Annotated in this window: 17 protein-coding genes and 4 tRNA genes; 12 read left to right on the plus strand and 9 right to left on the minus strand. The window is 64.9% G+C overall.

Features of this window, described 5'->3' with window-relative positions; translation table 11 throughout:
- Window positions 1–94: 94 nt before the first annotated feature.
- The 3 genes from ACYQ00_RS18815 to ACYQ00_RS18825 form a co-directional block, all read right to left on the minus strand.
- Window positions 95–538, minus strand: coding sequence for a Fur family transcriptional regulator (locus ACYQ00_RS18815; RefSeq protein WP_460033608.1), 444 nt, complete (start codon window positions 536–538; stop codon window positions 95–97).
- Between the two features lie 182 nt (window positions 539–720).
- Window positions 721–1710, minus strand: a complete 990-nt coding sequence (locus tag ACYQ00_RS18820) for a chemotaxis protein (RefSeq protein ID WP_460033609.1) — start codon at window positions 1708–1710, stop codon at window positions 721–723.
- A gap of 199 nt (window positions 1711–1909) precedes the next feature.
- A complete protein-coding gene (locus tag ACYQ00_RS18825; RefSeq protein ID WP_460033610.1) occupies window positions 1910–4933 on the minus strand; it encodes an insulinase family protein in 3024 nt (1007 codons plus the stop codon).
- A 65-nt stretch (window positions 4934–4998) separates the two neighbouring features.
- Between ACYQ00_RS18825 and ACYQ00_RS18830 the strand changes: the two genes are divergently transcribed.
- Complete coding sequence (locus ACYQ00_RS18830; protein WP_460033611.1) at window positions 4999–5781, plus strand: SDR family NAD(P)-dependent oxidoreductase; 783 nt, start codon at window positions 4999–5001, stop codon at window positions 5779–5781.
- Window positions 5778–7355 (plus strand): ABC1 kinase family protein, encoded by a 1578-nt coding sequence (locus ACYQ00_RS18835; RefSeq protein ID WP_460033612.1) that lies wholly within the window; start codon window positions 5778–5780, stop codon window positions 7353–7355. The genes ACYQ00_RS18830 and ACYQ00_RS18835 overlap by 4 nt, the downstream gene beginning before the upstream one ends.
- Window positions 7356–7360: 5 nt before the next feature.
- Here ACYQ00_RS18835 and ACYQ00_RS18840 read toward each other — a convergent pair whose 3' ends face one another.
- The 4 genes from ACYQ00_RS18840 to ACYQ00_RS18855 all read right to left on the minus strand — a co-directional run bounded on the left by ACYQ00_RS18840 (window position 7361) and on the right by ACYQ00_RS18855 (window position 12022).
- On the minus strand, window positions 7361–7672 hold the full coding sequence (locus tag ACYQ00_RS18840) for an AzlD family protein (RefSeq protein WP_460033613.1): 312 nt from the start codon (window positions 7670–7672) through the stop codon (window positions 7361–7363).
- The gene (locus ACYQ00_RS18845; RefSeq protein WP_460033614.1) at window positions 7656–8429 is read right to left on the minus strand and encodes an AzlC family ABC transporter permease; all 774 of its coding nucleotides are present in this window, start codon (window positions 8427–8429) and stop codon (window positions 7656–7658) included. The genes ACYQ00_RS18840 and ACYQ00_RS18845 overlap by 17 nt, the downstream gene beginning before the upstream one ends.
- A 104-nt stretch (window positions 8430–8533) precedes the next feature.
- The gene (locus ACYQ00_RS18850; RefSeq protein ID WP_460033615.1) at window positions 8534–9385 is read right to left on the minus strand and encodes an AraC family ligand binding domain-containing protein; all 852 of its coding nucleotides are present in this window, start codon (window positions 9383–9385) and stop codon (window positions 8534–8536) included.
- A gap of 93 nt (window positions 9386–9478) precedes the next feature.
- Window positions 9479–12022 carry a hybrid sensor histidine kinase/response regulator gene (locus ACYQ00_RS18855; RefSeq protein WP_460033616.1) on the minus strand — a complete coding sequence of 848 codons (2544 nt, stop codon included), beginning with the start codon at window positions 12020–12022 and terminating at the stop codon, window positions 9479–9481.
- A gap of 128 nt (window positions 12023–12150) precedes the next feature.
- Here ACYQ00_RS18855 and ACYQ00_RS18860 point away from each other — a divergent pair, with 128 nt between their 5' ends.
- Together ACYQ00_RS18860 and ACYQ00_RS18865 are read left to right on the plus strand one after the other, a co-directional pair.
- Window positions 12151–14334 (plus strand): M1 family metallopeptidase, encoded by a 2184-nt coding sequence (locus ACYQ00_RS18860; RefSeq protein WP_460033617.1) that lies wholly within the window; start codon window positions 12151–12153, stop codon window positions 14332–14334.
- A gap of 3 nt (window positions 14335–14337) precedes the next feature.
- A complete protein-coding gene (locus ACYQ00_RS18865) occupies window positions 14338–14745 on the plus strand; it encodes a hypothetical protein (RefSeq protein WP_460033618.1) in 408 nt (135 codons plus the stop codon).
- A 72-nt stretch (window positions 14746–14817) separates the two neighbouring features.
- On the opposite strand, the gene gpmA is transcribed toward ACYQ00_RS18865, so the two are convergent.
- Both gpmA and thiC read right to left on the minus strand, forming a co-directional pair.
- Window positions 14818–15564: a 2,3-diphosphoglycerate-dependent phosphoglycerate mutase gene (gpmA, locus tag ACYQ00_RS18870; RefSeq protein WP_460033619.1), complete on the minus strand. Its 747-nt coding sequence runs from the start codon at window positions 15562–15564 to the stop codon at window positions 14818–14820.
- A 32-nt stretch (window positions 15565–15596) separates the two neighbouring features.
- Entirely contained in the window at window positions 15597–16877 is a 1281-nt protein-coding gene (thiC, locus tag ACYQ00_RS18875) for a phosphomethylpyrimidine synthase ThiC (RefSeq protein WP_460033620.1), read from the minus strand.
- Window positions 16878–17176: 299 nt separating this feature from the next.
- On the opposite strand from thiC, the gene rpmE reads away from it, so the two are divergent.
- The 8 genes from rpmE (at window position 17177) to ACYQ00_RS18915 (ending at window position 21141) form a co-directional block, all read left to right on the plus strand.
- Window positions 17177–17422, plus strand: coding sequence for a 50S ribosomal protein L31 (gene rpmE, locus ACYQ00_RS18880; RefSeq protein ID WP_460033621.1), 246 nt, complete (start codon window positions 17177–17179; stop codon window positions 17420–17422).
- A gap of 99 nt (window positions 17423–17521) precedes the next feature.
- A complete protein-coding gene (locus ACYQ00_RS18885) occupies window positions 17522–18550 on the plus strand; it encodes a DUF1385 domain-containing protein (protein ID WP_460033622.1) in 1029 nt (342 codons plus the stop codon).
- A 39-nt stretch (window positions 18551–18589) separates the two neighbouring features.
- A complete protein-coding gene (gene prfA / locus ACYQ00_RS18890; protein ID WP_460033623.1) occupies window positions 18590–19663 on the plus strand; it encodes a peptide chain release factor 1 in 1074 nt (357 codons plus the stop codon).
- 2 nt (window positions 19664–19665) lie between these two features.
- Window positions 19666–20556 (plus strand): peptide chain release factor N(5)-glutamine methyltransferase, encoded by an 891-nt coding sequence (gene prmC, locus ACYQ00_RS18895; RefSeq protein WP_460033624.1) that lies wholly within the window; start codon window positions 19666–19668, stop codon window positions 20554–20556.
- A gap of 106 nt (window positions 20557–20662) precedes the next feature.
- Window positions 20663–20737: transfer RNA gene (locus ACYQ00_RS18900), tRNA-Thr, on the plus strand.
- A 3-nt stretch (window positions 20738–20740) separates the two neighbouring features.
- Window positions 20741–20826: transfer RNA gene (locus ACYQ00_RS18905), tRNA-Tyr, on the plus strand.
- Window positions 20827–20923: 97 nt separating this feature from the next.
- A tRNA-Gly gene (locus ACYQ00_RS18910) sits at window positions 20924–20999 on the plus strand.
- Window positions 21000–21065: 66 nt separating this feature from the next.
- Window positions 21066–21141, plus strand: a tRNA-Thr gene (locus ACYQ00_RS18915).
- The last annotated feature ends 116 nt before the right edge of the window (window positions 21142–21257 follow it).

Below are 21257 nucleotides of genomic sequence, written 5' to 3' on the forward strand. Positions count from 1 at the left end.
GAACCTGCAGGCCGCAACCGCGGCAGAGGGAGACGAGGCGCACGCTTCGGCGGGGTCCGGCTGGCGCGTCGGAAACAAGGGTTGGCGAAAAACGCTAGTGGGCGCGGCACTCCTCGCACAGACCGTAGAGGTACATGCGGTGGGAGGTCAGAGAAAAGCCATGGCGGGCGGCCAGCTCCACCTGCAGAGCTTCGATGCGTTCATCCACCACTTCCAGATTTTTGCCACACCGTTCGCAGATGAGATGGTCGTGGTGTTCTTCGCCAAGATTGCTTTCATAGCGCGTAAGCCCGTCGCCAAAATGCACTTCCTTGGCCAGCCCGGAATCTGAAAGCAGCTTGAGAGTGCGGTACACCGTGGCTTGCCCGATGTGTGGGTCGCGCTTTTTGACCTGCTCGTACAATTCTTCAGAGGCGACATGACCGCGATGCTTCATGAACACATCCAGAATGCACATGCGCTGCGGCGTGAGCTTAAGCTGGTTCTTGGCCAGGTATTCCTGGAACACGTGATGGGCAGGAGGCTTCTTGGTGGACATTTTTCACTCTAATGGTATGCATTCCCTTTACCGGATACAATACACACAATCTGCCAAGGCTGCAACCGTTGCGGCAGATGAAGTCCTGACACGCCTGCTGCAGTGCGGTGCGTGTGTGAGTTGCCGGCATACGGGGCGGGGCGCAGTGCCGGCAGGCTGCAGCACCGCGCCCCGCCCATAGGTCAGGCGCGCAGGGATTGCATATACCGCTGGCCCAGGGCCCGGGTACGCTCCGCCAGGCTTTTGATATCCGGCTTGGAAATCTGATCATCCGCGCCCACAGCTTCGCCCTTGTGGCGCAGGCTTTCGGTAATCAGGGAAGAAAAAAGCAGCACGGGCGTGGGCTTGAGGGTGGGATCATCCTTGATGCGTTTGGTCAGGGAATGGCCGTCCATTTCTGGCATTTCGATGTCGGAGATGATCACCTGCACAAATTCGTGGATGGGCCGGTTCTGTTCGGCGGCGCTGCGTTTCCAGAGCTGGAGCTGCTCCCAGGCCTTGGCGCCGTCTTCGGTGGCCGTCACTTCAAAACCCAGTTTGGAGAGATTCCCAGCCATCATGCTGCGGATGGTGCCGGAGTCGTCCGCAATGAGGACCTTGTATCGGCCGGAGTCTTCCGGGGTGGCGGCGTTGGGTGGGGAGGGAGGCAGGTCAAAGGCATCCATTTCCTGCAACGCCAGGGAGGGACAAAGCTCGCTGACAATCTTCTCCATGTCCAGAATAAAGAGCACCCGGTCTTCCAGATTGACCACGCCGGTGATGGACTCGCCGGAGAAGTGCAGCATCTGGGGGCTCGGCGGCCGGATCTGCTCCCAGCTCAGGCGGTGAATGCGGGTGACGCCGCTGACGAGAAAGGCGTTGGTGACACGGTTGAACTCCGTGACGATGACCTTTTCCGCCTCCACGCCGGCTTTGGTTTTGCCCAGCCATTGCGAGAGATCCACCAGGGGGATGATGCGTTCGCGCAGGTTGAAGGCGCCCATCACCGAGGGGTGGGGGAGGTTGGGCATTTCCGTGATTTTGGGCACCCGGATAATCTCCAGCACCTTGGCCACGTTAATGCCGTAGTAGCCAGTGTATTTCTTGCCGTTGGCAAGGGTTTCCGTCAGATAAAACTCGACGATTTCCAGCTCATTGGTGCCGGATTCCAAAAGAATATTGGTTTGGCTCATGGATCCCCTCACGCTCCTGGCCGTGACTATCCTGAGGTTGACGCCCCGGCTCTCCCCCTTGAAACATCCAACGGGCCGGCGGCGCATGGCGCGTGGCAGCAAAAGAACGGTCATGCGGCAAGCCGGTGGGAACTTGCCGCATGACCGTTTCTTACCAGAGATTTTGCGACAAATCTACTGCAGTATGACGGCAACTGTCTTACAAAAGAGACTGCAAGGCCCAGCTGCGTGACAAATACCCCGTTTGCGCAAGGGGTTCCAGGGTCTGTCGTGAGCCGATGACGCAGAACCGGGCCGTTGGCAGCGCGCCCTGCAGGAACCGGCCGAGCCGGCGCAGGTCTTCCACGGTGGCAGTGAGGATCTCCTCACGCATGCGCTGGCGGCCGGCGTTGGTGTCATTGGTCAGGCGGCGCAGGGTGGCCACGTAGCCTTTGGTATCGGGCAGCATGTAGCTGTCCACCTCGTTGATGGCACCGAGGATGGCCTTTTCCATGCCCGCGGGGCTCAGATCCACATTCGCCAGCCAGTCTCCCAGGGCCAGGAAGGCTTCCACCGTGCGTTCCACGTTGGGATCGCGGTAGGAGACCAGATTGAAGGCCCCGGAGAGCCGGTCCATGAAGCAGAAGGCACCGTACGCCCCGCCCTGAACGCGGATTTTTTCCCACAAATACCCCGAGCGCAGGAATCGTGCGGCCAATTGCAGGGAGCCGTGCGCAGCCAGCCCCTGGCCGTAGCAGTCCAGTCCCAGGCCGACGAAATTCACCAGGGAGGGGATGCACAGGGCTTCGGCCGCGGGGATGTCCAGGAGCGGAGCGCCTGCGTTGCCTGACGCCGCCTCGCCCGCAGGAGGGGTGGGCAACGCGGCAACGAGCCGGGCCAGGGCCGGTTCCATGCGGGCCAGGGCATCTGCATCGGCGGTCATGTTCACCACCATCCGGCCGCGGTGCAGCAGCCGCTCGCGCAGGGAGAGCAGGGCCTGCCGCAGGGCCGGCCAGTCGGCCTCCACCTGCTCGGCCAGCCGGCGCAGGCCGTACAGCTGCTCCAGGCCGCCCATGAGCTCGCCGACCCGGCCCGCGGCGTTGAGCCCGGCCCGCAGGCGGGAGACGACGATGCCGTGCCCGGCCGGGGCCAGGCTTTCTTCCATCTGGGCTTTTTCTTCCAGGATCAGCTGCCGGATGCGGTCCTGGTCCGCCAGGGTGGCCTCCAGGAGCACTTCCTTCAGAATATCGAAAAAAGCCTGATGGTTGGACACGGTGGCTTTGCCGCGCAACAAGAGCAGCTGGACCGGCCGGCCATTGGCGGATGCGCCCGGGCCGGAATCGGGCAGGCGGGTGCCGGCAAAGGTGGCCGGATCGATGCCACCGGTGACGGCGTTGATGTGCATGCCCAGGGAGATGAAGTCCCGCGAGGCCGTGCCCGTCTCCAGCAGGGCCCGGCCGAAGAGCGGGAGCAGGGCCAGCTCGTCCCGGCCGAGGCCATCGAGGTGGAAGCCGAGGTCCAGATAGACCACGCCGGCGGTGTCCAGACCATGCGTCCAGACCGTGACGCCGGACAGGGTGTTCTCCTCGATGGGCAGGATGTGATTTTCCCGTGGCAGATCAGCCACCTGAAGGTGAGGGATGCGCTTGAGCAGTTCCGGGTCGTCCGGTTCGGCCTGGGCGGCCTCCAGCAGGGCGGCCTCGCGGGCGGCGTCTGCCTCAATGTCCGGGTTTGTGGCTCGCAGGGCGGCGACCGTTTCCGTCAGTCGGGCAACTTCCTCGGCCTCGCGGCGGGCGGCCAGGGTCGGGTCCGGGGTGAGCAACACGGTGGTGCGGTGGGGATTGTCCAGCAGCTGGGTGCGGATCATCTCCTCAAAGACGCGCTCGCCCGCGGCCAGCCGGGCTTTCAGATGGGCCAGGGGGGCCTCAAACGCCAGCAGGGCCAGGGGATCCTTGTCATACAGCCAGGTGGAGAGAGCCCGGAGCATGAGATTGAGCCCGCGTGGGTAGCTGCCGGTGTTGTTCTCCCGCAGGTCGAACTCCACGGTGTTCACCGCCGCGGCAACATATTCTTCGGGAAAGCCCTCGTCCGCCAGGGTGCGCAGGGTTTCCAGGATGAGCGGCTCCACGGCCGGCGCGTCCTCGGGAGCCACGCCCTTGAGGCCGGTGGAAAAGAACATCTGCCGCAGTTCGGATTCAAGCCCGCCGCCGGCCAGATCCTCGCCCAGGCCGCTGTCCAGCAGGGCCTGGCGCAGGGGCGCGCCGGGCAGGCCGACAAGCAGCTCGTCCAGCATGTTCCAGGCCAGGTTTTCCGCTGCGGCGGCCACACTGTCATCGGCAAGGGTTTCGCCCAGGAGCCAGTTGCAGCAGACATAGGCCTTCTGGCCGCCTTCCTCGCCGCTGGCGTAAACGTCCTGCACCTGCCGGGGCGCGTCAAAGCGGGGCTGGGGCGGGATGGCCGAGCCGGCCAGGGCGTCCGGCCGGGGATCGAACTGGTCGATGTACTCCGCCACCCGGCGCAGGCGCTCGTCTTCGGGATCGTCGCCGTAGCCAAAGAAAAAGGCATTGGCCGGATGATAGTAGCGGGCGTGGAAGTCCTTGAATTCCTCGTAGGTCAGTTCGGGGATGACGGCGGGGTCGCCGCCGGAATCCAGGCTGTAGAGGGTGTCCGGGTACAGGGAATGCTGGACCAGCTCGCGGAAGACGCTGTCCGGCGAGGAATACGCGCCCTTCATTTCGTTGTAGACCACGCCCTTGAACTGCAGGGCCGGCCGGCCTTCGACAGCGCCGCCATCGGCAGGAGCCGGGGCCAGGTGCCAGCCTTCCTGCATGAAGATCTCCCTGGTGATGCGAGGGAAGAACACCGCATCCAGATAGACGTCCATGAGGTTGTAAAAATCCTTGGCATGCGTGGAGGCCACAGGATAACATGTCTTATCGGGATAGGTGAAGGCGTTCAGAAACGTCTGCAAGGAGCCCTTCATCAGTTCCACAAACGGTTCTTTCACGGGATATTTTCTGGAGCCGCAGAGGACGGAATGTTCCAGAATGTGCGCCACGCCCGTGGAGTTTCTGGGCGGCGTGCGGAACGAGACGGCAAAGACCTTGTTGTCATCCGCATTGCACAAGGAAAGATAGCGCGCGCCTGTCTTTTCGTGTCTCCACAAATGAACCTGCGTATGATATTCCTGCAGCGTGGTGTCACGCTCCAGAACAAAACCGTGCACGATGCGCGAAGATGTCATGCTGTTCCTCCAAAAACGGGCCGCGACAGAAGGATGCACCGCAGCCATGATCCCGCGAGGTATACATGAGTTGTCCGACAAATAAAACCATTGTCCTCACGGGGGCGTCGCACGGCATCGGCCGGGCCCTGGCCGACGCCCTGGCCATGCAGGGCGCGAATCTCGTGCTGAACGCCCGCAGCAAGGCCCCCCTCAAGGAGGCCAAAAAAACCCTCGAAGCCGGCTACAAGATCAAGGTGGCTGTGGTGGAAGGGGACGCGGCCAAGGCCAGGACCGTCCGCGCCTGCATGGAGGCGGCCACGGCCCTGGGCGGGTTTAATGGGGTGGTGCATGCCGCCGGCGTGCTGCATCCCGGCCCCACGCTCTGGGAGCTGGACGAGCGCCGCTACGACGAGGTGGTGGGCGCCAGCTGCAAGGCCGCCTGGCAACTGGCCCGGGCGGCGTATCCGCTGCTCATGCGCCAGGAGGGCAGCTTTTTTGTGGTCTTCGGATCGGGCGCGGCCTCCATCGCCATGCCGGGCATTGGGCTGTACTGCGCGGCCAAGGCCTTTGAGGAACACCTCATGCGCCAGCTGGCTGCAGAGACGGACAAGGTGACCTGCTTTGCCTACCAGCCGGGCAAGGTGGAGACGCGCATGCAGCAGCAGGCTCGCGAGGCAGTGGGCGGCGCGGCCGAGCGGGTCCATGCGGTCTTCCGGCCCTGGAAGGAGGACAAGGTGCTGCTCTCGGCCCAGGCCTCGGCGGCCTGGCTGGCCCGGCTGCTGTGCGAAGGGGATCTGGCCGCGCGGCACGGGCAGGTGGTGCGGGTGGATCAGGTGCTGCCGGCTCAGACTGCGGACAAGCCGTGATTGTGCGCGTTCCTTCGCCCTTGCGGGTGTGGCAGGCCTTCCGGGTGTTGCACACCGTGTTTCTGGTGGTGCGCAGGCGCACACGGTTCCTTGGCTTGGCGCCCCTGTCACCGGAGGCGCTCCGGGCGCAGATTGTCGGTTTGGGTGTGGCCTTTCTCAAGCTGGCCCAGGTGCTGGCCACGCGGCCGGACTTCTTTCCGCCGGAACACCTGGCCCAGCTGAAGACCATTCACGATGAGCTGGCGCCCATGCCGCGGGAGGATTTTCTGCAGGTGTATGCCGCGGCGTTCGGCGGGGTGCCGGGCTCGCCGTCGGGGCCATTTATTTCTTTCGAGGAAACACCCCTGGCCAGCGCCTCCATCGGCCAGGTGCACCGGGCCGTGCTGCCCTCGGGCGAGGTGGTGGCCGTCAAGCTCCGGCGGCGGGGGATTCAGGGGCAGGTCCGGCAGGATATCCGCATCCTCAAGGGGCTGCTGTGGTGCTTTTCGCCATTTTTCAGCCGGGATACGCGCAATTCCCTGGAGGCCCTCATCGCGGAGTTCGCAGCCATGGTCGTCAAGGAGGCGGACATGGCCGTGGAGTTGGAACATCTGGAAAAGTTCCGCGAGGCCTATGCCCGGCTGGGCGAGGAGCTCGGCGTGGTGCTGCCGCGGCCGTTCCGGGGACTGTGCTCCCACGATGCCCTGGTGATGAGTTTTGAACCCGGCATGCGCATTGACGACCGTGCGGCCCTGGAAGCGGCGGATATCGACTTTGCCAGGGTGATGGGAACGCTGGTCAAATTTTATGTGGAGCAGATGCTTGTCCGCGGGTTCTTTCACTGCGATCCGCATCCCGGCAACCTCCTGGTGCGCGAGGACGGAACCCTGGTGCTCCTGGACTTTGGCATGGTCCGCCGCCTGGGCAAAACCACCCGCGTGGCCATGATCGAGGTGGTCAAGAGCGCGCACGAGCGGGATCTGGAAACCTTCGTCGCAGCCTGCAAACGCCTGGGCATCATCGCGCCCGGCGCGTCCGAGACGTTGATGCTGGAATTTGCCGAACGGATGTTCGCCATCTTCGGCAATGACAACCTGAGCGCCACGGACATGCAGACCCTGGCTTTTGACGTCCTGGCCAGCATGCAGGAACTGCCTTTCAAGCTGCCGCAGGAAATCGTGTACGTCACCCGCGTCTCCAGTCTGGTGGAGGGGCTGGGGGCGACCTATCTGGATAATTTCAACGGCGTCAAAGACATCCTGCCCGTGCTCTTCCTCAATCTGGACCGTGCCCTGGGCGGTGGCGAGGCGCTCTGGCCCTCGCTGAAGGCCGAGATCCTCGGCCTGCCCCTGCAGTGGCGGCGGGCCAAGCAGGTGCTGTTGCAGCTGGCGGACTCGAACCTGGAAGTCCGCCTTTCCCCGCACACACTGGAATGCCTGCTGGATGCCCTGGCCGCCCGCTGCCGGCCCCTGGCACAGAGCGCCCTGCTGGTGGCGGCGGGCTTTTTCCTGTTGCAGTTCGAAGAGATCTCGCGCGGCTGGGCCGTGGCGGCCTTTGCGGCGGGCGTTTTGCGCGGCTGGCTGGCGTTGCGGTAGGTGGCTCACCACCCCAGCTGGCGCTGCATGAAGACCACGGCCATGCCCAGGAGCATGGCTGCCAGCATGTTCCGGCTGCGCCAGGCCACCAGGGCGGTGATGCTCGCGGCCAGCAGGCCCCAGGGGCCGGCCTTGGCGATGGAAGGCACCACCAGGGAGAGCAGCAGCGCGCCGGGCAGGGCGTCCATACCGCGCCGCAGGCGCCCGGTCCGGGGGAGCCGCTCGGCCAGCAGCAACCCGCCGGCCCGCAGGGCATAGGTGCCGGCGGCAGCCAGGCCGATGGCCAGCATCACTTGGATATTACTGGAGAGTGGCATGGCTGGGTTCCTCCAGGGAATGTTCCGGGGAATGTGCTGGCCTTGGGTGACCAGACGAGGTCTGATCGGAGGCTGTCCTGTCCGGCTGGAGCATGGCCGCCACTGCGCCGCCCAGTCCGCCAATGACGATGTACCATTTGCCCGGCAGCAAGCGCTCGGCCAGTACGGCCAGCACCGCCGCGGCCAGCCAGGGCAGGGCGTCCCGTTTGCCGCGCCACAGCCCCACGGTGAGGGCCGTGAACACCGCGGTAAAGGCAAAATCCAGGGCATAGGCCTCGGGATGTTCGATGAAGGATCCGCCTAAGAGTCCGGCCAGGGTGCCCAGGGTCCAGATGAGAATCAGGCAGACCCCGCCACCCAGCAGAAACTGCGTGGATCCCCGCCCCCGGCGCGTTTCGGCCATGGTCACGGCCCAGTTCTCGTCGGCCACCAGATGGATGATGCCCAGCTTGCGCCAGAGCGGCTCGCCCCGGAAGAGCGGGGCCAGGGATGCGCCCACCAGCAAATAGCGCAGATTGATCACCAGCGCGGCCACGGCCATCTCAATGACCGGCAGGCCATGCGCCGCGGTGCTGTTCCACATTTCCACCATCACGAACTGCGCGGACCCGGCAAAGATGGCCAGATCCATCCCCAGCAGTTCCAGCCAGCCCAGTCCCTTTTGTGCGGCCAGTACGCCGAGCACGCTGCCATAGACCCCCACGCTGGCGGCCACGGGCAGCATGGCCGTGACGCCGCGCCTGAATTCCGATGCCATGGATGCTTCCTCAACTGATGAATGTCCGTTCCATGCGGCGCTTGTGCCACAAGGGCGCGGGCGGCGGCTTGAACGAAATTGCTCGGCCGGGCGGCGGGGCCGGTCTACAGCCCGCGAAGGAAGGCGCCGGGGGTCAGGCCATGGACGGCCTTGAAGCGTCTGGTAAAGTGGCTCTGGTCTGCAAAGCCGGCTTCGGCCGCGGCTTCGGCCGGGCTCAGGCCGCGTTCCAGGGCCTGACGGCCCAGGCGGACCCGGCGCCGCAGCAGCCAGGCATGGGGGGTGAGCCCGGTGGCGTCCTTGAACACGCGCAGGAAGTGGAACTTGGAGAGCCCGGCCAGGGCGGCCAGGGTTTCCAGGGAGGGGTTCTCGCCGGGGTGCTCCAGCACCTGGGCTTCCAGATAGTCCCGGGCCAGGCGCACGGCCCGGGCATGGTGGGCGTGCCGGGCGTCCGGAAGGGTCATCTTTGGGAAGGTGTGACGGGAAAACAGGTCGTGCAGGACGGCGGGCAGCAGATCATCAATGCGCTCGGGTTCGGTTTCGGCCAGGCGAAGGGACAGATCCAGCCGGCGGGCCAGGGGGGCGTCCACGGTGACGGGGGAACGAAAGGCGTGCAGATCCCGGCTGCGGAAGGCCTCGCCGAATATCGCCTCCAGGGCGGGCAGGCCGACGTAGACCATGCGGTAGGCGTAGCCGGTGCGGGAGGCGGCCTCGCCGTCGTGCACCTCGTCCGGGTTGACGCTGATGATGGACAGGGGCGGGGCCTCGTGCCGGGCGCCCTTGTGCACAAAGCGCTGGCCGCCTTCCTCGATCACGCCCAGGGCGAATTCGTCATGGGTGTGGCGGTCGAAGGCAAAGGAGGTGAAGCGGGCCTTGAAGAGCCGGAACTCGGGATGTCCCGGCGGAGTCCAGAGCCGGGCGTCGTTGAGCAATGGGGTGGCAGTGGCGGGCGAGGGCATGGGGGCAGTGTAGTCACGGCCGGGCGGTGAGGCAACTGTTCGCCGCGGGGATCGGGCCGTCACGAGGGTCTGACCGCCATGGGGATTAGACGGTCAGACAACGACAATGCGGTCCAGCACGTCCTGGATGCGGTCGAGCAGGGTGGTGACGGCGGCGGTGTCCCCGGATCGGGCGGCCTGCTCCAGCCGTGCGCCCAGAATGCCCAGGGGCGGAAAACCGAAGGCCGCAGCCTCGCCCTTGAGCTGATGCCCCAGCCGGACCAGGGCCTCCGCCTGCGCTGCGTTCAGCCCGGCATCTGGCCCGGTACTTGGCTCGGTACTTGGCCCTGTACGGTACGGCGCAATCTTGGTGCGCACGGACTGCAGGAACGTGGGAGCCAGACTCTTGAGTTCCGGATCCACGCAAACAGGAATGGGGCTGCCGTCCTGGGGATACTCGCCATCAGCCGGCGGTATCTGACACACCGGCTCATGAGGTGAGATCGGAGGTACCAGGCCGAACTCGGCCGTCACCCCCCGTAGCTCCAGGCCCACATGCCGGCCGATGGCGTCCAGCAATTCCTGGCGGGTGACAGGTTTGGTCAGGTGTGCGGAACAGCCGGCCTGCAGGCTGCGGTCACGTTCCTCCTCAAGGGCATGGGCGGTCATGGCCAGCACGGGCGTGGGCGGCAGGCCCTCCACCGCCTCCAGCTCCCGGATGGCCCGGGTGGCGGTGTACCCGTCCATGACCGGCATCTGCATGTCCATCAGCACCACATCAAAGCGGTGTTCCCCAAACAGACGCAGCCCCTCTTCACCATTTTGCGCCACCGTGACCCTGCAGGGGGTTCCCTTGAGGTAGGAGGCTACCACAAAGGCATTGAATTCAGAGTCTTCCACCAACAGGATGCGGCAGGTGCCCGAGGGGGTGCGCGCAGAGGAGGGCAGGTTTTCCAGCTCCGGTTCCCCTGGGGGCGGGGCGTGAGTCGAGGTGGTTGCCGAGGTGCGCAGGCCGGTGTCCTCGGGCAACTCCAGTTCCAGCGCCAGATAGAAGGTGCTGCCCTGGCCGGGTTCGCTTTCCAGCCAGATGCGACCGCCCAGGAGCCGGGTCAGCTCGCGGCACAGAGCAAGCCCCAGCCCGCTGCCTCCGAACTGGCGGGTGGTGGAGGTATCTGCCTGGACAAAACGATGGAAGACCAGATCCTGCTTGGACTCGGGGATGCCAGGGCCGGTATCGGCCACCTCAAAAAGCACCTCCACGGTGCTGTCCTGCTGTCTCAGCAGCGTGGCCTGGACGCGAATGCTCCCCTGTTGGGTGAATTTTACAGCATTTTCAAGGAGGTTGGACAGAATCTGCTGCAGACGGAGGCTGTCTCCCAGCAGCCGGTCAGGCAGACCCGGATCCAGGATACACTCCAGGCGCAAGCCCTTGGCCTGACAGCGCTGGGTGAAGAGATCCCGCAGCCGGGAGAGCAGGTCCGCCGGACGGAAAGGAGCTTTTTCCAGAAGCATGCGACCAGACTCGGCCCGGCTAAGGTCCAGGATGTTGTTGATGATGGCCATGAGTGATTCACCTGAGGTGCGCAGGACCTGGACGAAGCCTTCCTGCTCGCGGTCCAGCCGGGTGGTTCCCAGCACTTCGGCCATGCCCAGGATGGCGTTCATGGGGGTGCGGATTTCATGACTCATGGCGGCCAGAAAGCGGGACTTGGCCTGGTCGGCCTCCCGGGCCTGGCGGCTGGCCTCCTGCAGTTCGCGGGTCATGCGCTGGCGCGCGGTCACATCCTGGCACACGCCGAGCACGCCGCGGGCGCGGCCCTGGGCATCCGGCACAGCCATGAAGCGGAGTTCGATGTTGTGTGCGCCCCCTTGGGCATCCTTCACGTCCACCACATTCACCATGGGAGCCCCCGTCGCCAGGGCCTGCCGCTCCAGAAGTTCCCGGCGCGGATCGGACCTGCCGGCTGCGCCGTACAGGGCCGGCAGGGCTGGCAGGGGCGGAGGGCCAAGACTCCACAACTGCCGGAGGCTGGCATCCTTCCAGTACACATGCAGGCCAAGATCCTGCAGCGCCAGTTCCAGGAGATGAAGCTGCTCGCGCAGGGAGTTCTCGGTCTGCATGCCGGTATCCACATCAAGCAGACCGCCGGTCAGGCGGAGCACCTGCCCGGTGGGGCCAACTTGCGAGGGCGCACCGCGCAGGCGGCACCACTGCCAGCTGCCTGTGGCATTTTTGCAGCGCAGGAGCAGGTCCAGCCGGAGTGCCTGCCCTTGGAGCACACCGGTCAGGGCGCTCCGAAAACTGGCTGCGTCCTCGGGGTGCACCAGGGCCAGTAGGCTGTGGGGCGCGTCCGGCTTGCCCGGCTGCCGCGGCGGGTAGCCCAGCAGCGGGCGCCAGGCCTGGGAATGGGTGAAATCATCGCTGATGGTGTCAAACTCCCAGGGGGCATCCACCACGGCGGCCACAAGGGTGCGCAATCGGTCGGCCTCCTGCCGCAGGGCGGCCTCAGTGCTCCGGCGCCGGCCCAGTTCCCGGTGCAGCAGCACCGCACCGGCAGCGAGACCCAGCAGCAGGACAAACAGCAGGATGGCTGCCGTCTCGCTTCCTGCCGACGGCAGCTGCGCGGCCAGGGTGGATAAGTCCAGAGGCTGGAGCATGTGCGCGCCGGAATGGTTGCAGGTGGGAGAGGCAGAGACGGTTGCAGCATTGCACAGGGAGAGGAAAAAGAAAATGGGGCGCGAAGGATTTTGCTTCCGTCACGGCAGGAAACGTGTATGCTGCTTCCATGCGCCGACCTGTCTTTTCCCCTTGCGCCCTTGGAGTGATGATCCTGAGCGTGCTGCTGACTTCCGCTGCGCTGGCGGACAGTCCTGCGCCTGCTCGGAACAAGACGGACTCTGTTCCCCTGGTCCATACCCTGACTGTCCGGCTGTTTCCCCAGCAGGGACGGCTGGAAATGCAGGATGTCATCACCCTGCCGGCTCATCCCCCGGCTGCCCTGGAATTGCGCATGGCCCGTCAGCTGGAGCAGGTGACAGCCCGCATGCTGCCACCCGATGGTGCCCAGGCCGCAGCAGTGGACTTGACCGTGGAAAACGAATCCGGCCGGCTGCGCATTGCCCTGCCCGAGGCGGCCGGTGGCCGGAACATCCTGCTCCAGGCCAGCTGTCTCTTTCAGGAGGATGTGGAAGAGGCCCCGGCCAACATGGACAACCCCGGCTTTGGCGTGGAAGGGGTCATTCATCCAAAAGGCGTCATGCTTCTGGCTGGCAGCGGCTGGCATCCCATGTCCCTGCATGCGGGGGGAGATGTCTTCCGCGTGACTGTGCGCGCGCCGCAAGGCATGCGCGCCGTGACCACCGGCCGGCTCCTCTCCCTGCAGGACGAAGGGGAGGAGAGCGTGAGTGTGTGGGAAAGCCCGCCGGCAGCCTCCAACATGGGGCCGCTCCCCCTGGCGGCAGGGTGGTGGGACGTTCAGGAGGCCACCCCCGGGGGCGTCCGCGTGCTCACGTTTCTGACCAAGGAAAACACCGCCCTGGCTCCCCGGTACCTGGAGGCCTCGGCGCGTTGGATCACCCTGTACGAACGCCTGCACGGGCCGTATCCCTTTGCCCAGTTCATGGTGGTGGAGAACTTCCTGCCCACAGGCTACGGCTTCCCCGGCTTCACCCTGCTTGGCGGGGCGGTGCTGCGGCTGCCATTCATTCCTGATACCAGCCTCAGGCACGAAATTGCCCACTGCTGGTGGGGCAACGGCGTTTACGTGGATTACAGCCAGGGCAACTGGTGCGAGGGCCTGACCACGTATGTGGCCGATTACCTGAGCGAGGAGGAAAAATCCCCCGAAGCGGCCCGGGAATACCGCCTGCGCACCTTGCGGCGTTATGCCCAGCTGGCTGCCGGCAAAGAGGATTTTCCGCTGGCCCGCTTCGCCTCGCGCTTCAGTCCGGCCAGCCAGGCCGTGGGCTACGGCAAGGCCATGTTCGTCTTCCACATGATCCGCATCCGGCTGGGCGATGAAGCCTTCTGGCAATCGCTCAGGGACTTTTATCGCAACCATTTGTTCAAGGAAGCCGGCTGGGAGGAACTGCGCGCCGCCTTCGTCCGCTCAGGGGGATGGGACGAGGCGGAAAGCCACCGATTCCTGCAGCAGTGGATCGCCCGGTCCGGCGCACCGGCCCTGGCGTTGGAGCATGTACGGCGCGAACGCCGGGATGGCGGTTCAGGCCGGGAGGGCTGGGGGGTGCAGGCCCAGCTGACCCAGCGTGAGCCGGCATATTTCCTTCCCTTGCGCGTCCGGGTGGATATGGGCAACGCCGCCGTGGGCCGCGCGGTGCTCCTGGAGCAGGGGCGAACCGCGTTTGGTGTGGAAACTCCTGGCAAACCGCACGCCGTGGCCGTGGATCCCGAGGCCAACTGCTTCCGGTTGCTCACCCCGCAGGAGATTCCGGCCACCGTGGATTCCCTGAGAGGCTCCTCCAGCCTCACGGCCGTGCTTGGCGCGGGCGTGCCGGCCGAATATCACGAAGCGCTGGCCACCCTGCTGGCCGGCATTGCCCAGCCGCGGACCAGGGTGGTGGAAGAGCAATCTCTTCAGGAGGTTGATCTGCATGCCCTGGCGCATCGGGATCTGCTTTTCTTTGGCAGGCCAACCACACCGTTGGCCGAGACCTTGCTGGGGCAGGTCCCCGGGCTTCCGAACCCTTCCACCATTGCAGGGGGCGATTCTCAGGAGGCAGTGACCTTCTGGGTACACGGCCCGGCCGCAACGCCCGGACCGGCTCACGGCCTGCGCAGCCTGCTGGACATCCCGGCCGGCGCCTCCGTGCAGGGCGTGGCCAGGACGGCCTTCCTGCTCTCCCATTATGGCCGCTACAGCGTGCTTGTTTTTCGCGACGGGCAGAATGTGCTCAAGGAAACCTGGACACCTGGAGACGGCCCAGCCACGTTCCGATTCAAAGAGGAGTGACCCATGGCGCCAAGGAACACACTGGAAACAAGAGTGGGCAGGACTGCAGGCGGGGCATTGCGGGCACTGGCCGTCTTGGCGATGATGGCGGCGCTACTCCTGGCCGCCTTGCCGGGCCGGCCCGCCTGGGCAGAGACCTGTCAGTACACCACCGAATGGGGCGTGCTGACGCTGCAATTCAATTATGACAACGACACCTTCACCGGCAATTACCCACACAAGAACGGCCGCGTGGCCGGGGTGCTTTTTGGTACTGATCAGGGCAAAGGCCAGTGGGCCCAGTCCGACGGCGGTGGGTCCTTCCTGTTCCGCTTCCATGAGCGTGGGTTTACGGGCAAATGGAACTATACCTCGGACCAGAACTGGCGCGGTGACTGGAACGGCAAGCTGATCAAATGCTGGCGGGAATAGATTCCGGACTTGGTTATTTGGAAGGGGGGGCGCTGTTTCTGAAATAATGGCGCCCCCCGGTGCGTTGTTTTCCTATCCCTTTTTCCCCTGCGCAGCCACGGCGGCCTGCTTGGCGGCCACGGCCTCGGGGTCGCCCAGGTAGAAATGGCGGAGGGGGGCCAGGGTGTCGTCGAGTTCGTAGACCAGGGGCACGCCGGTGGGGATGTTCAGGGAGGCGATGGCCTCGTCGGACATCTGATCCAGATGCTTGACCATGGCGCGGATGGAGTTGCCATGCGCCGCGACGAGGAGCCGCTGGCCGCTGCGGATGGCCGGGGCAAGCTCACTTTCCCAGTATGGCAACACGCGGGCCACGGTGAGTTTGAGGCTTTCTGTGAGCGGCAGTTCGTCGGCGGTCAGGGCAGCGTAGCGGGGATCCTTGCCGGGGTGGCGGGGATCGTCGGGCGTCAGGGCCGGGGGCGGGGTGTCGTAGCTGCGCCGCCAGATGAAGACCTGCTCCTCGCCAAATTTGGCGGCCATCTCGCTCTTGTTCAGCCCCTGCAGCGCGCCGTAATGGCGTTCATTGAGCCGCCAGGATTTGCGCACCGGCAGCCAGAGATTGTCCATCTCGCCCTGGATGAGGTGCAGGGTCTCGATGGCCCGGCGCAGGTAGGAGGTGTAGCAGACGTCAAAGGTGTAGCCCCCGTCCTTGAGCAGCCGGGCGGCGTCCATGGCCTCCTGGCGGCCCTTGTCAGTCAGGCCGACATCGGTCCAGCCGGTGAAGCGGTTTTCGAGATTCCAGACGCTTTCGCCGTGACGCACAAGGACGAGGGTGAACATGCGAGAACTCCTGCGGATTGTGAGTGCGCGGATTATTTGAAGAGTTGCTCGTTCAGCCGCACGGCGCAAAAATCGCCGCACATGGCGCAGGCTTTTTTGGTATCGCTGGGGCCGCGGCGGCAGACCATGGCCGGGTCCAGGGCGCTCTGGGCCATGCCCTGCCAGTCCAGCCGGCCGCGGGCCTTGGAGATTTCCAGGTTGCGGGCCAGGGCGTGGGGCCGGCCCAGGGCCACTTCGCCAGCCTGGGCGGCAATGCGCGAGGCCATGACGCCCTGGCGGACGTCGTCAGCTTCGGGCAGGGTCAGGTGTTCGGCCGGGGTGACGTAGCAGAGGTAGTCGGCCCCGTGCTGCACGGCCAGGGCGCCGCCGATGGCCGCGGCGATGTGGTCGTAGCCGGGGGAACAGTCCACCACCAACGGTCCGAGGACGTACAGCGGCGCACCGTGGCACAGGCGCTTGATGCCCTGGATCTGCGCGCCCACCTGATGGAGCGGCACGTGGCCGGGGCCTTCGATCATCACCTGCACGCCGCGGGAGCGGGCGATCTTGGCCACCTCGCCAAGGACGATCACCTCTTCCCACTGGGCGGCGTCGCCGGCGTCCACGCCTGCGCCGGGCCGGAGGCCGTCGCCCAGGCTGATGACCACATTGTGTCTGGCACAGATGTCCATGACCTCATCCATGCGGTCGAGGAGGGGATTGTCCACTTGGTGCTTGCGCATCCAGGCCGCGGTGATGGAGCCCCCGCGGGAGACGATGCCCAGCACGCGGTTTCCTTCGTCCTGGGCCAGATCCGCGCCGCGGCGGGTCACGCCCATGTGCAGGGTCATGAAGTCCACGCCCTGCTCGGCCTGCTGGCGGATTTCCTCCACCAGATCGTCAGCAGTCCAGGAATGCATGTCGGCCTTGGCGTCCAGGCGGCGCTGCACCACGCCGTACAGGGGCACGGTGCCCAGGGGCACAGGGCAGCGGGCCAGCATTTCCACGCGGATGGGAGTCAGCTCGCCACCAGTGGAGAGGTCCATGACCGTGTCCGCACCGGCCTGCAGGGCTACGTCGAGCTTGGTCATTTCAGAGTTTTGGGAAAAGGCCAGGGGCGAGGCGCCCAGATTGGCATTGACCTTGACCGTGGCCGGTTGGCCCACGAGGATGGGCTTGATGCCGGGATGGCTGGGGTTGCCGAGCAGGACCATGGTCCCCTCGGCAATGGCCTGGGAGACGAGATCCAGCGGCAGGCCTTCGGCAGCGGCCAACTGGGGGAGGTGGGCATCGAGCATTTTCTGCAAGGCAGGATTCGGCGTGAAGGCGGACATGATTAAGTTCTCCAAGAGCACGGGCAGATGCGCAGCATGAGGGTGATGAAACGGTCCGGCCGGCGGAACGGTGTTGTACGAGCAATCAACCTAACCCAGGCGCGGTGAAAATGCCAGTCCCGAAACGATTGTTCCATATTTCACGGCTTGCCAGGGAGGAAAAGGAGATCTATGGTTGCAAGACGAAGGATGCGCCGATCTGTCGCAGGGGATGAAGATTCCACTTGCCAACGGCGCGGGCATCGAGTATCGAAGTCCTCTTTTCCATCCTTCCGCCAAGTTTCGTCAGGAGACGTGTCATGAAAAAAGAAGGCCATCCCAAGACCTTTGAGGCCACCATCCGTTGCGCCTGCGGGTACGAAATCAAGGCCATTTCCACCAAGGGCACCGAAGTGACTGTGGAAATCTGCTCTGCCTGCCATCCTTTCTACACCGGCAAGCAGCGCTTTGTGGATACCGCCGGCCGCATCGACCGCTTCCGCAAGAAGTACGCCAATCTGGACGCCGCCAAGGCCGCCAAGGCTCCCAAGCAGGGCAAGCGCTAGTCCGGGAGAGGGTCGCTCATGCTCACAGGTCCTGGTCCGCGCAAGCTTCTTTCGCTCCTTCTGAACGCTTCGCGTCCCCTGGGTGCCCCAAAGGTGCCCATGGTTGGCGGGCAGGCGGTCATGGAGGGGGTGATGATGCGCCATGCGGACAAGCTGGCGCTGGCCGTGCGTCGGGCCGACGGGACCATCCAGGTGGAAACCTGGCCCTGGTTCAGCCTGACCAAGGCCGCCTGGCTGCGCAAACCCATGATCCGCGGTTTTCCTGTGCTGCTGGAGACGCTGGTGAATGGCGTCAAAGCCCTCAATCACTCCGCCTCCCTGGCGGCCGAGGATCTGGACGGGCCGGCTGCGGCGGATGGCGCCACTGGCGAAAAGCCTGTCGAAGGCGGCCTGAAGCCCTGGCATCTGGCGCTGACCCTGGCCGTGTCCATCGGGCTGGCGCTGGGCCTGTTTGTGGTGGTGCCGCACCTGTTCTCCCTGGGCATGCAGGCCCTGGGCCTGGGCAGCGACATGGACGGGATTCTCTTCCATGTCTGGGACGGCATCTTCAAGCTGGGCATCTTCCTGGGGTATATTGTCGCCATCTCCTTTGTGCCGGACATCCGCCGCGTCTTCCAGTACCATGGCGCGGAACACAAGATGATCTGGGCGCACGAGAAGGGCCAGCCCCTGGAGCCGGCCTACGCCAGGGCCTACAGCCGGCTGCACCCCCGCTGCGGAACGACCTTCCTGCTGCTGGTGCTCAGTTTGTCCATCTGCATGCACACCATTCTGGTGCCGCAGTTGCTGGCCATCTACACGCCGGACAACAGCGTGCTCAAGCATCTGTATGTGGTGGCCGGCAAGTTTCTGATGCTCGCGCCCATCAGCGCCCTGGCTTATGAGGCCATCCGTCTGGCCAGCCGGTACGACGGCAGCGCCTTCTGCCGCTTCCTGTCCGGCCCGGGCATGTGTCTGCAGCGCCTGACCACCTTTGAGCCGGACGACAGCCAGCTCGAAGTGGCCGCCGCCGCCCTGACGGCAGCGCTGGCCGCCACACCGGATGCCGGTGCGGCAGGCCTTGAAGACGGCGACGGCTACTTCATCGACACGCCCCACAAGGCGTCCGTCATTCCTTCCGCCTCCTAGCGCCTGCGTGCGCCAGCCCACCAGGGACGGTATTTTGTCATGTTCGCCAAACTCGAATCCATCGAGCAGAAGTTCGAAACGCTGGAACAACAGCTCTCGGATAGCGAGATCTACAACGATCAGGCGCGGTATCGTTCCCTGACCAAGGCGCATTCCGACCTCAAGGAAATCGTCGAGACCTATCGCCAGCATCGCAAGGCCTCCCAGGAGCTGGACGAAAACAAGGAAATGCTCAAGGAGAGCGACCCTGAACTGCGGGCCATGGCCGAAGAGGAAGTGGACCGCCTCAAGGAGCTTCTGCCAGAGCTGGAGCAGAAACTGAAAATCCTGCTCCTGCCCAAGGACCCCCTGGACGAAAAGAACATCATCCTCGAAGTCCGCGCCGGCACCGGTGGCGAGGAAGCCGCGCTCTTTGCCGCGGATCTCTTCCGCATGTACTGTCGCTTCGCCGAACGCAAAGGCTGGAAGTACGAGATCCTTTCGGCCAGCGAATCGGCCACGGGCGGCTACAAGGAAGTCATCGCCACCATCAGCGGCGAACGGGTGTACAGCCGGCTCAAGTTCGAGTCTGGTGCGCACCGCGTCCAGCGCGTCCCGGCTACGGAAAGCCAGGGCCGCATCCATACCTCTGCCTGCACCGTGGCCATCATGCCCGAGGCCGAGGAAGTGGACGTGGAAATCCGCCAGGAAGATCTGCGCGTGGAAGTCTTCCGCGCCGGTGGACCCGGTGGCCAGAGCGTGAATACCACGGACTCCGCCGTGCGCATCACCCACATCCCCACGGGTGTGGTGGTCAGCTGTCAGGACGAAAAATCCCAGACCAAGAACAAAATCAAGGCCATGAAAGTCCTGCGCTCGCGCATTCTGCAGGCCGAGCAGGAAAAGCAGCACGCCGCGGAAGCGGAAAGCCGCCGGGCCCTGGTGGGCAGCGGGGACCGCTCCGAACGCATCCGGACCTACAATTTTCCCCAGGGCCGCGTGACCGACCACCGCATCAACGTCACCATCTATCAGCTGCCGAACTTCCTGGATGGCGATCTGGACGAGATGCTTGAAGCGCTGGTCACCCACTATCAGGCCGAGGCCCTCAAATCCCAGGCCGACGCGGCCTAGCGATGGTCCTGCCGCCTGGCTGCACCGTGCGCCAGGCCCGGCTGGCCCTGGCTGCCGAATTTGAGCGCGCCGGCGTGGATTCGCCGGGCCTGAGCGCGCGGATCCTCGTGGCCCATGCCCTTGGCGCGGATGAAAGCATCCATTACATGACGCCGGACAGACTCGTGCCGGCAGAAGCGCTGGCCCGGCTCCTGGCGTTGGCTTTGCGTCGCAGCGCAGGGGAGCCGGTGGCGTATCTCACCGGCAGGAAAGAGTTCTTTGGCATCGAATTTCAGGTTGGTCCCGGGTGCCTCGTGCCCAGGCCCGAAACGGAGCTGCTCATCGAGGCGGCCCTGGCGGCGTTTTCGCCGGAGAGCGCACTCCACTTTGTGGATTGCGGCACCGGCAGCGGCTGCCTGGCTGCGACCCTGGCCCTGCAGTTCCCCCAGGCGCGGGGCGTGGCCGTGGATCGTTCCCGGGAGGCCCTGGCCTGGGCCGGCCGGAATCTGGCCTGCCACGGCCTCACGCGCCGCGTGGCGCTGGTGGAGGCGGACTTCGCGTGCCTTCCTGTGCCGGACGCCTGGGCCGATGTCGTAGTGGCCAATCCGCCCTACGTCTCGCCTGCGGAGTATGCCGCGTTAGGGCATGAAGTGCGGGAGTTTGAGCCCCTGGCGGCTCTGGTCCCGCGCGACGCCCCGCCAATGGACGACGGCCTCGCAGCCCTGGCCGGGCTGGCGACGGAGGCCGGCCGGGCGCTCCGGCCGGGTGGGCTTTTTGTTTGTGAAATCGGCTGGCTGCAGGGGCGTCAGGGCCGGGGAATGCTGGAGCAGGCGGGATGGTTCGAAGCACTGGAGGTCGTGCCGGATCTGGCAGGCTTGGACCGCATGCTCCGGGCCCGGAAAAAGGCGCGGTAAACTTTTTTGCGGCTGCGGAAGATTTTTGCTTGACGATCGCAGGTCACACACGTATTAGACCTCTTCTGCAGCGCGCAACCAACGCGCTGCGTTCTTTGAAAGATGTGCTGGCGTAGCTCAATGGTAGAGCAGCTGACTTGTAATCAGCAGGTTGCGGGTTCAAGTCCCATCGCCAGCTCCACGTGGTGGGGTTCCCGAGTGGCCAAAGGGAACAGACTGTAAATCTGTCGGCGCACGCCTTCGGTGGTTCAAATCCACCCCCCACCACCATATTGCATTGCAAGCCTGAACGCTGTAGGAGACGGGGCTTGGCGTGAAAACGTCAACGCGAGAACCGTTGCGGAACTACGGAGCAGGGTAGCAGGACGCGGGAATAGCTCAATGGCTAGAGCATCAGCCTTCCAAGCTGAGGGTTGCGGGTTCGAGTCCCGTTTCCCGCTCCACCACGCCCGCCTTTACCGTCCCGCTGTCGTGCATCTCGCACCGATCCTTCAGTTCCAGGTACACGGGCCCATGTAGCTCAGTCGGCAGAGCACTTCCTTGGTAAGGAAGAGGTCACCGGTTCAAATCCGGTCATGGGCTCCATAGATGTTTTTTTGGGCAAGCCCGGCCCATGTGGCGAAGTCTCCGGCTGTTGGCCGCCAGGATAGACCGCCTAGCCGGGAGAAACGCCGGGCAACGCGTGCCAACGAATTGAACGC

The organism is Megalodesulfovibrio paquesii, assembly GCF_054653055.1.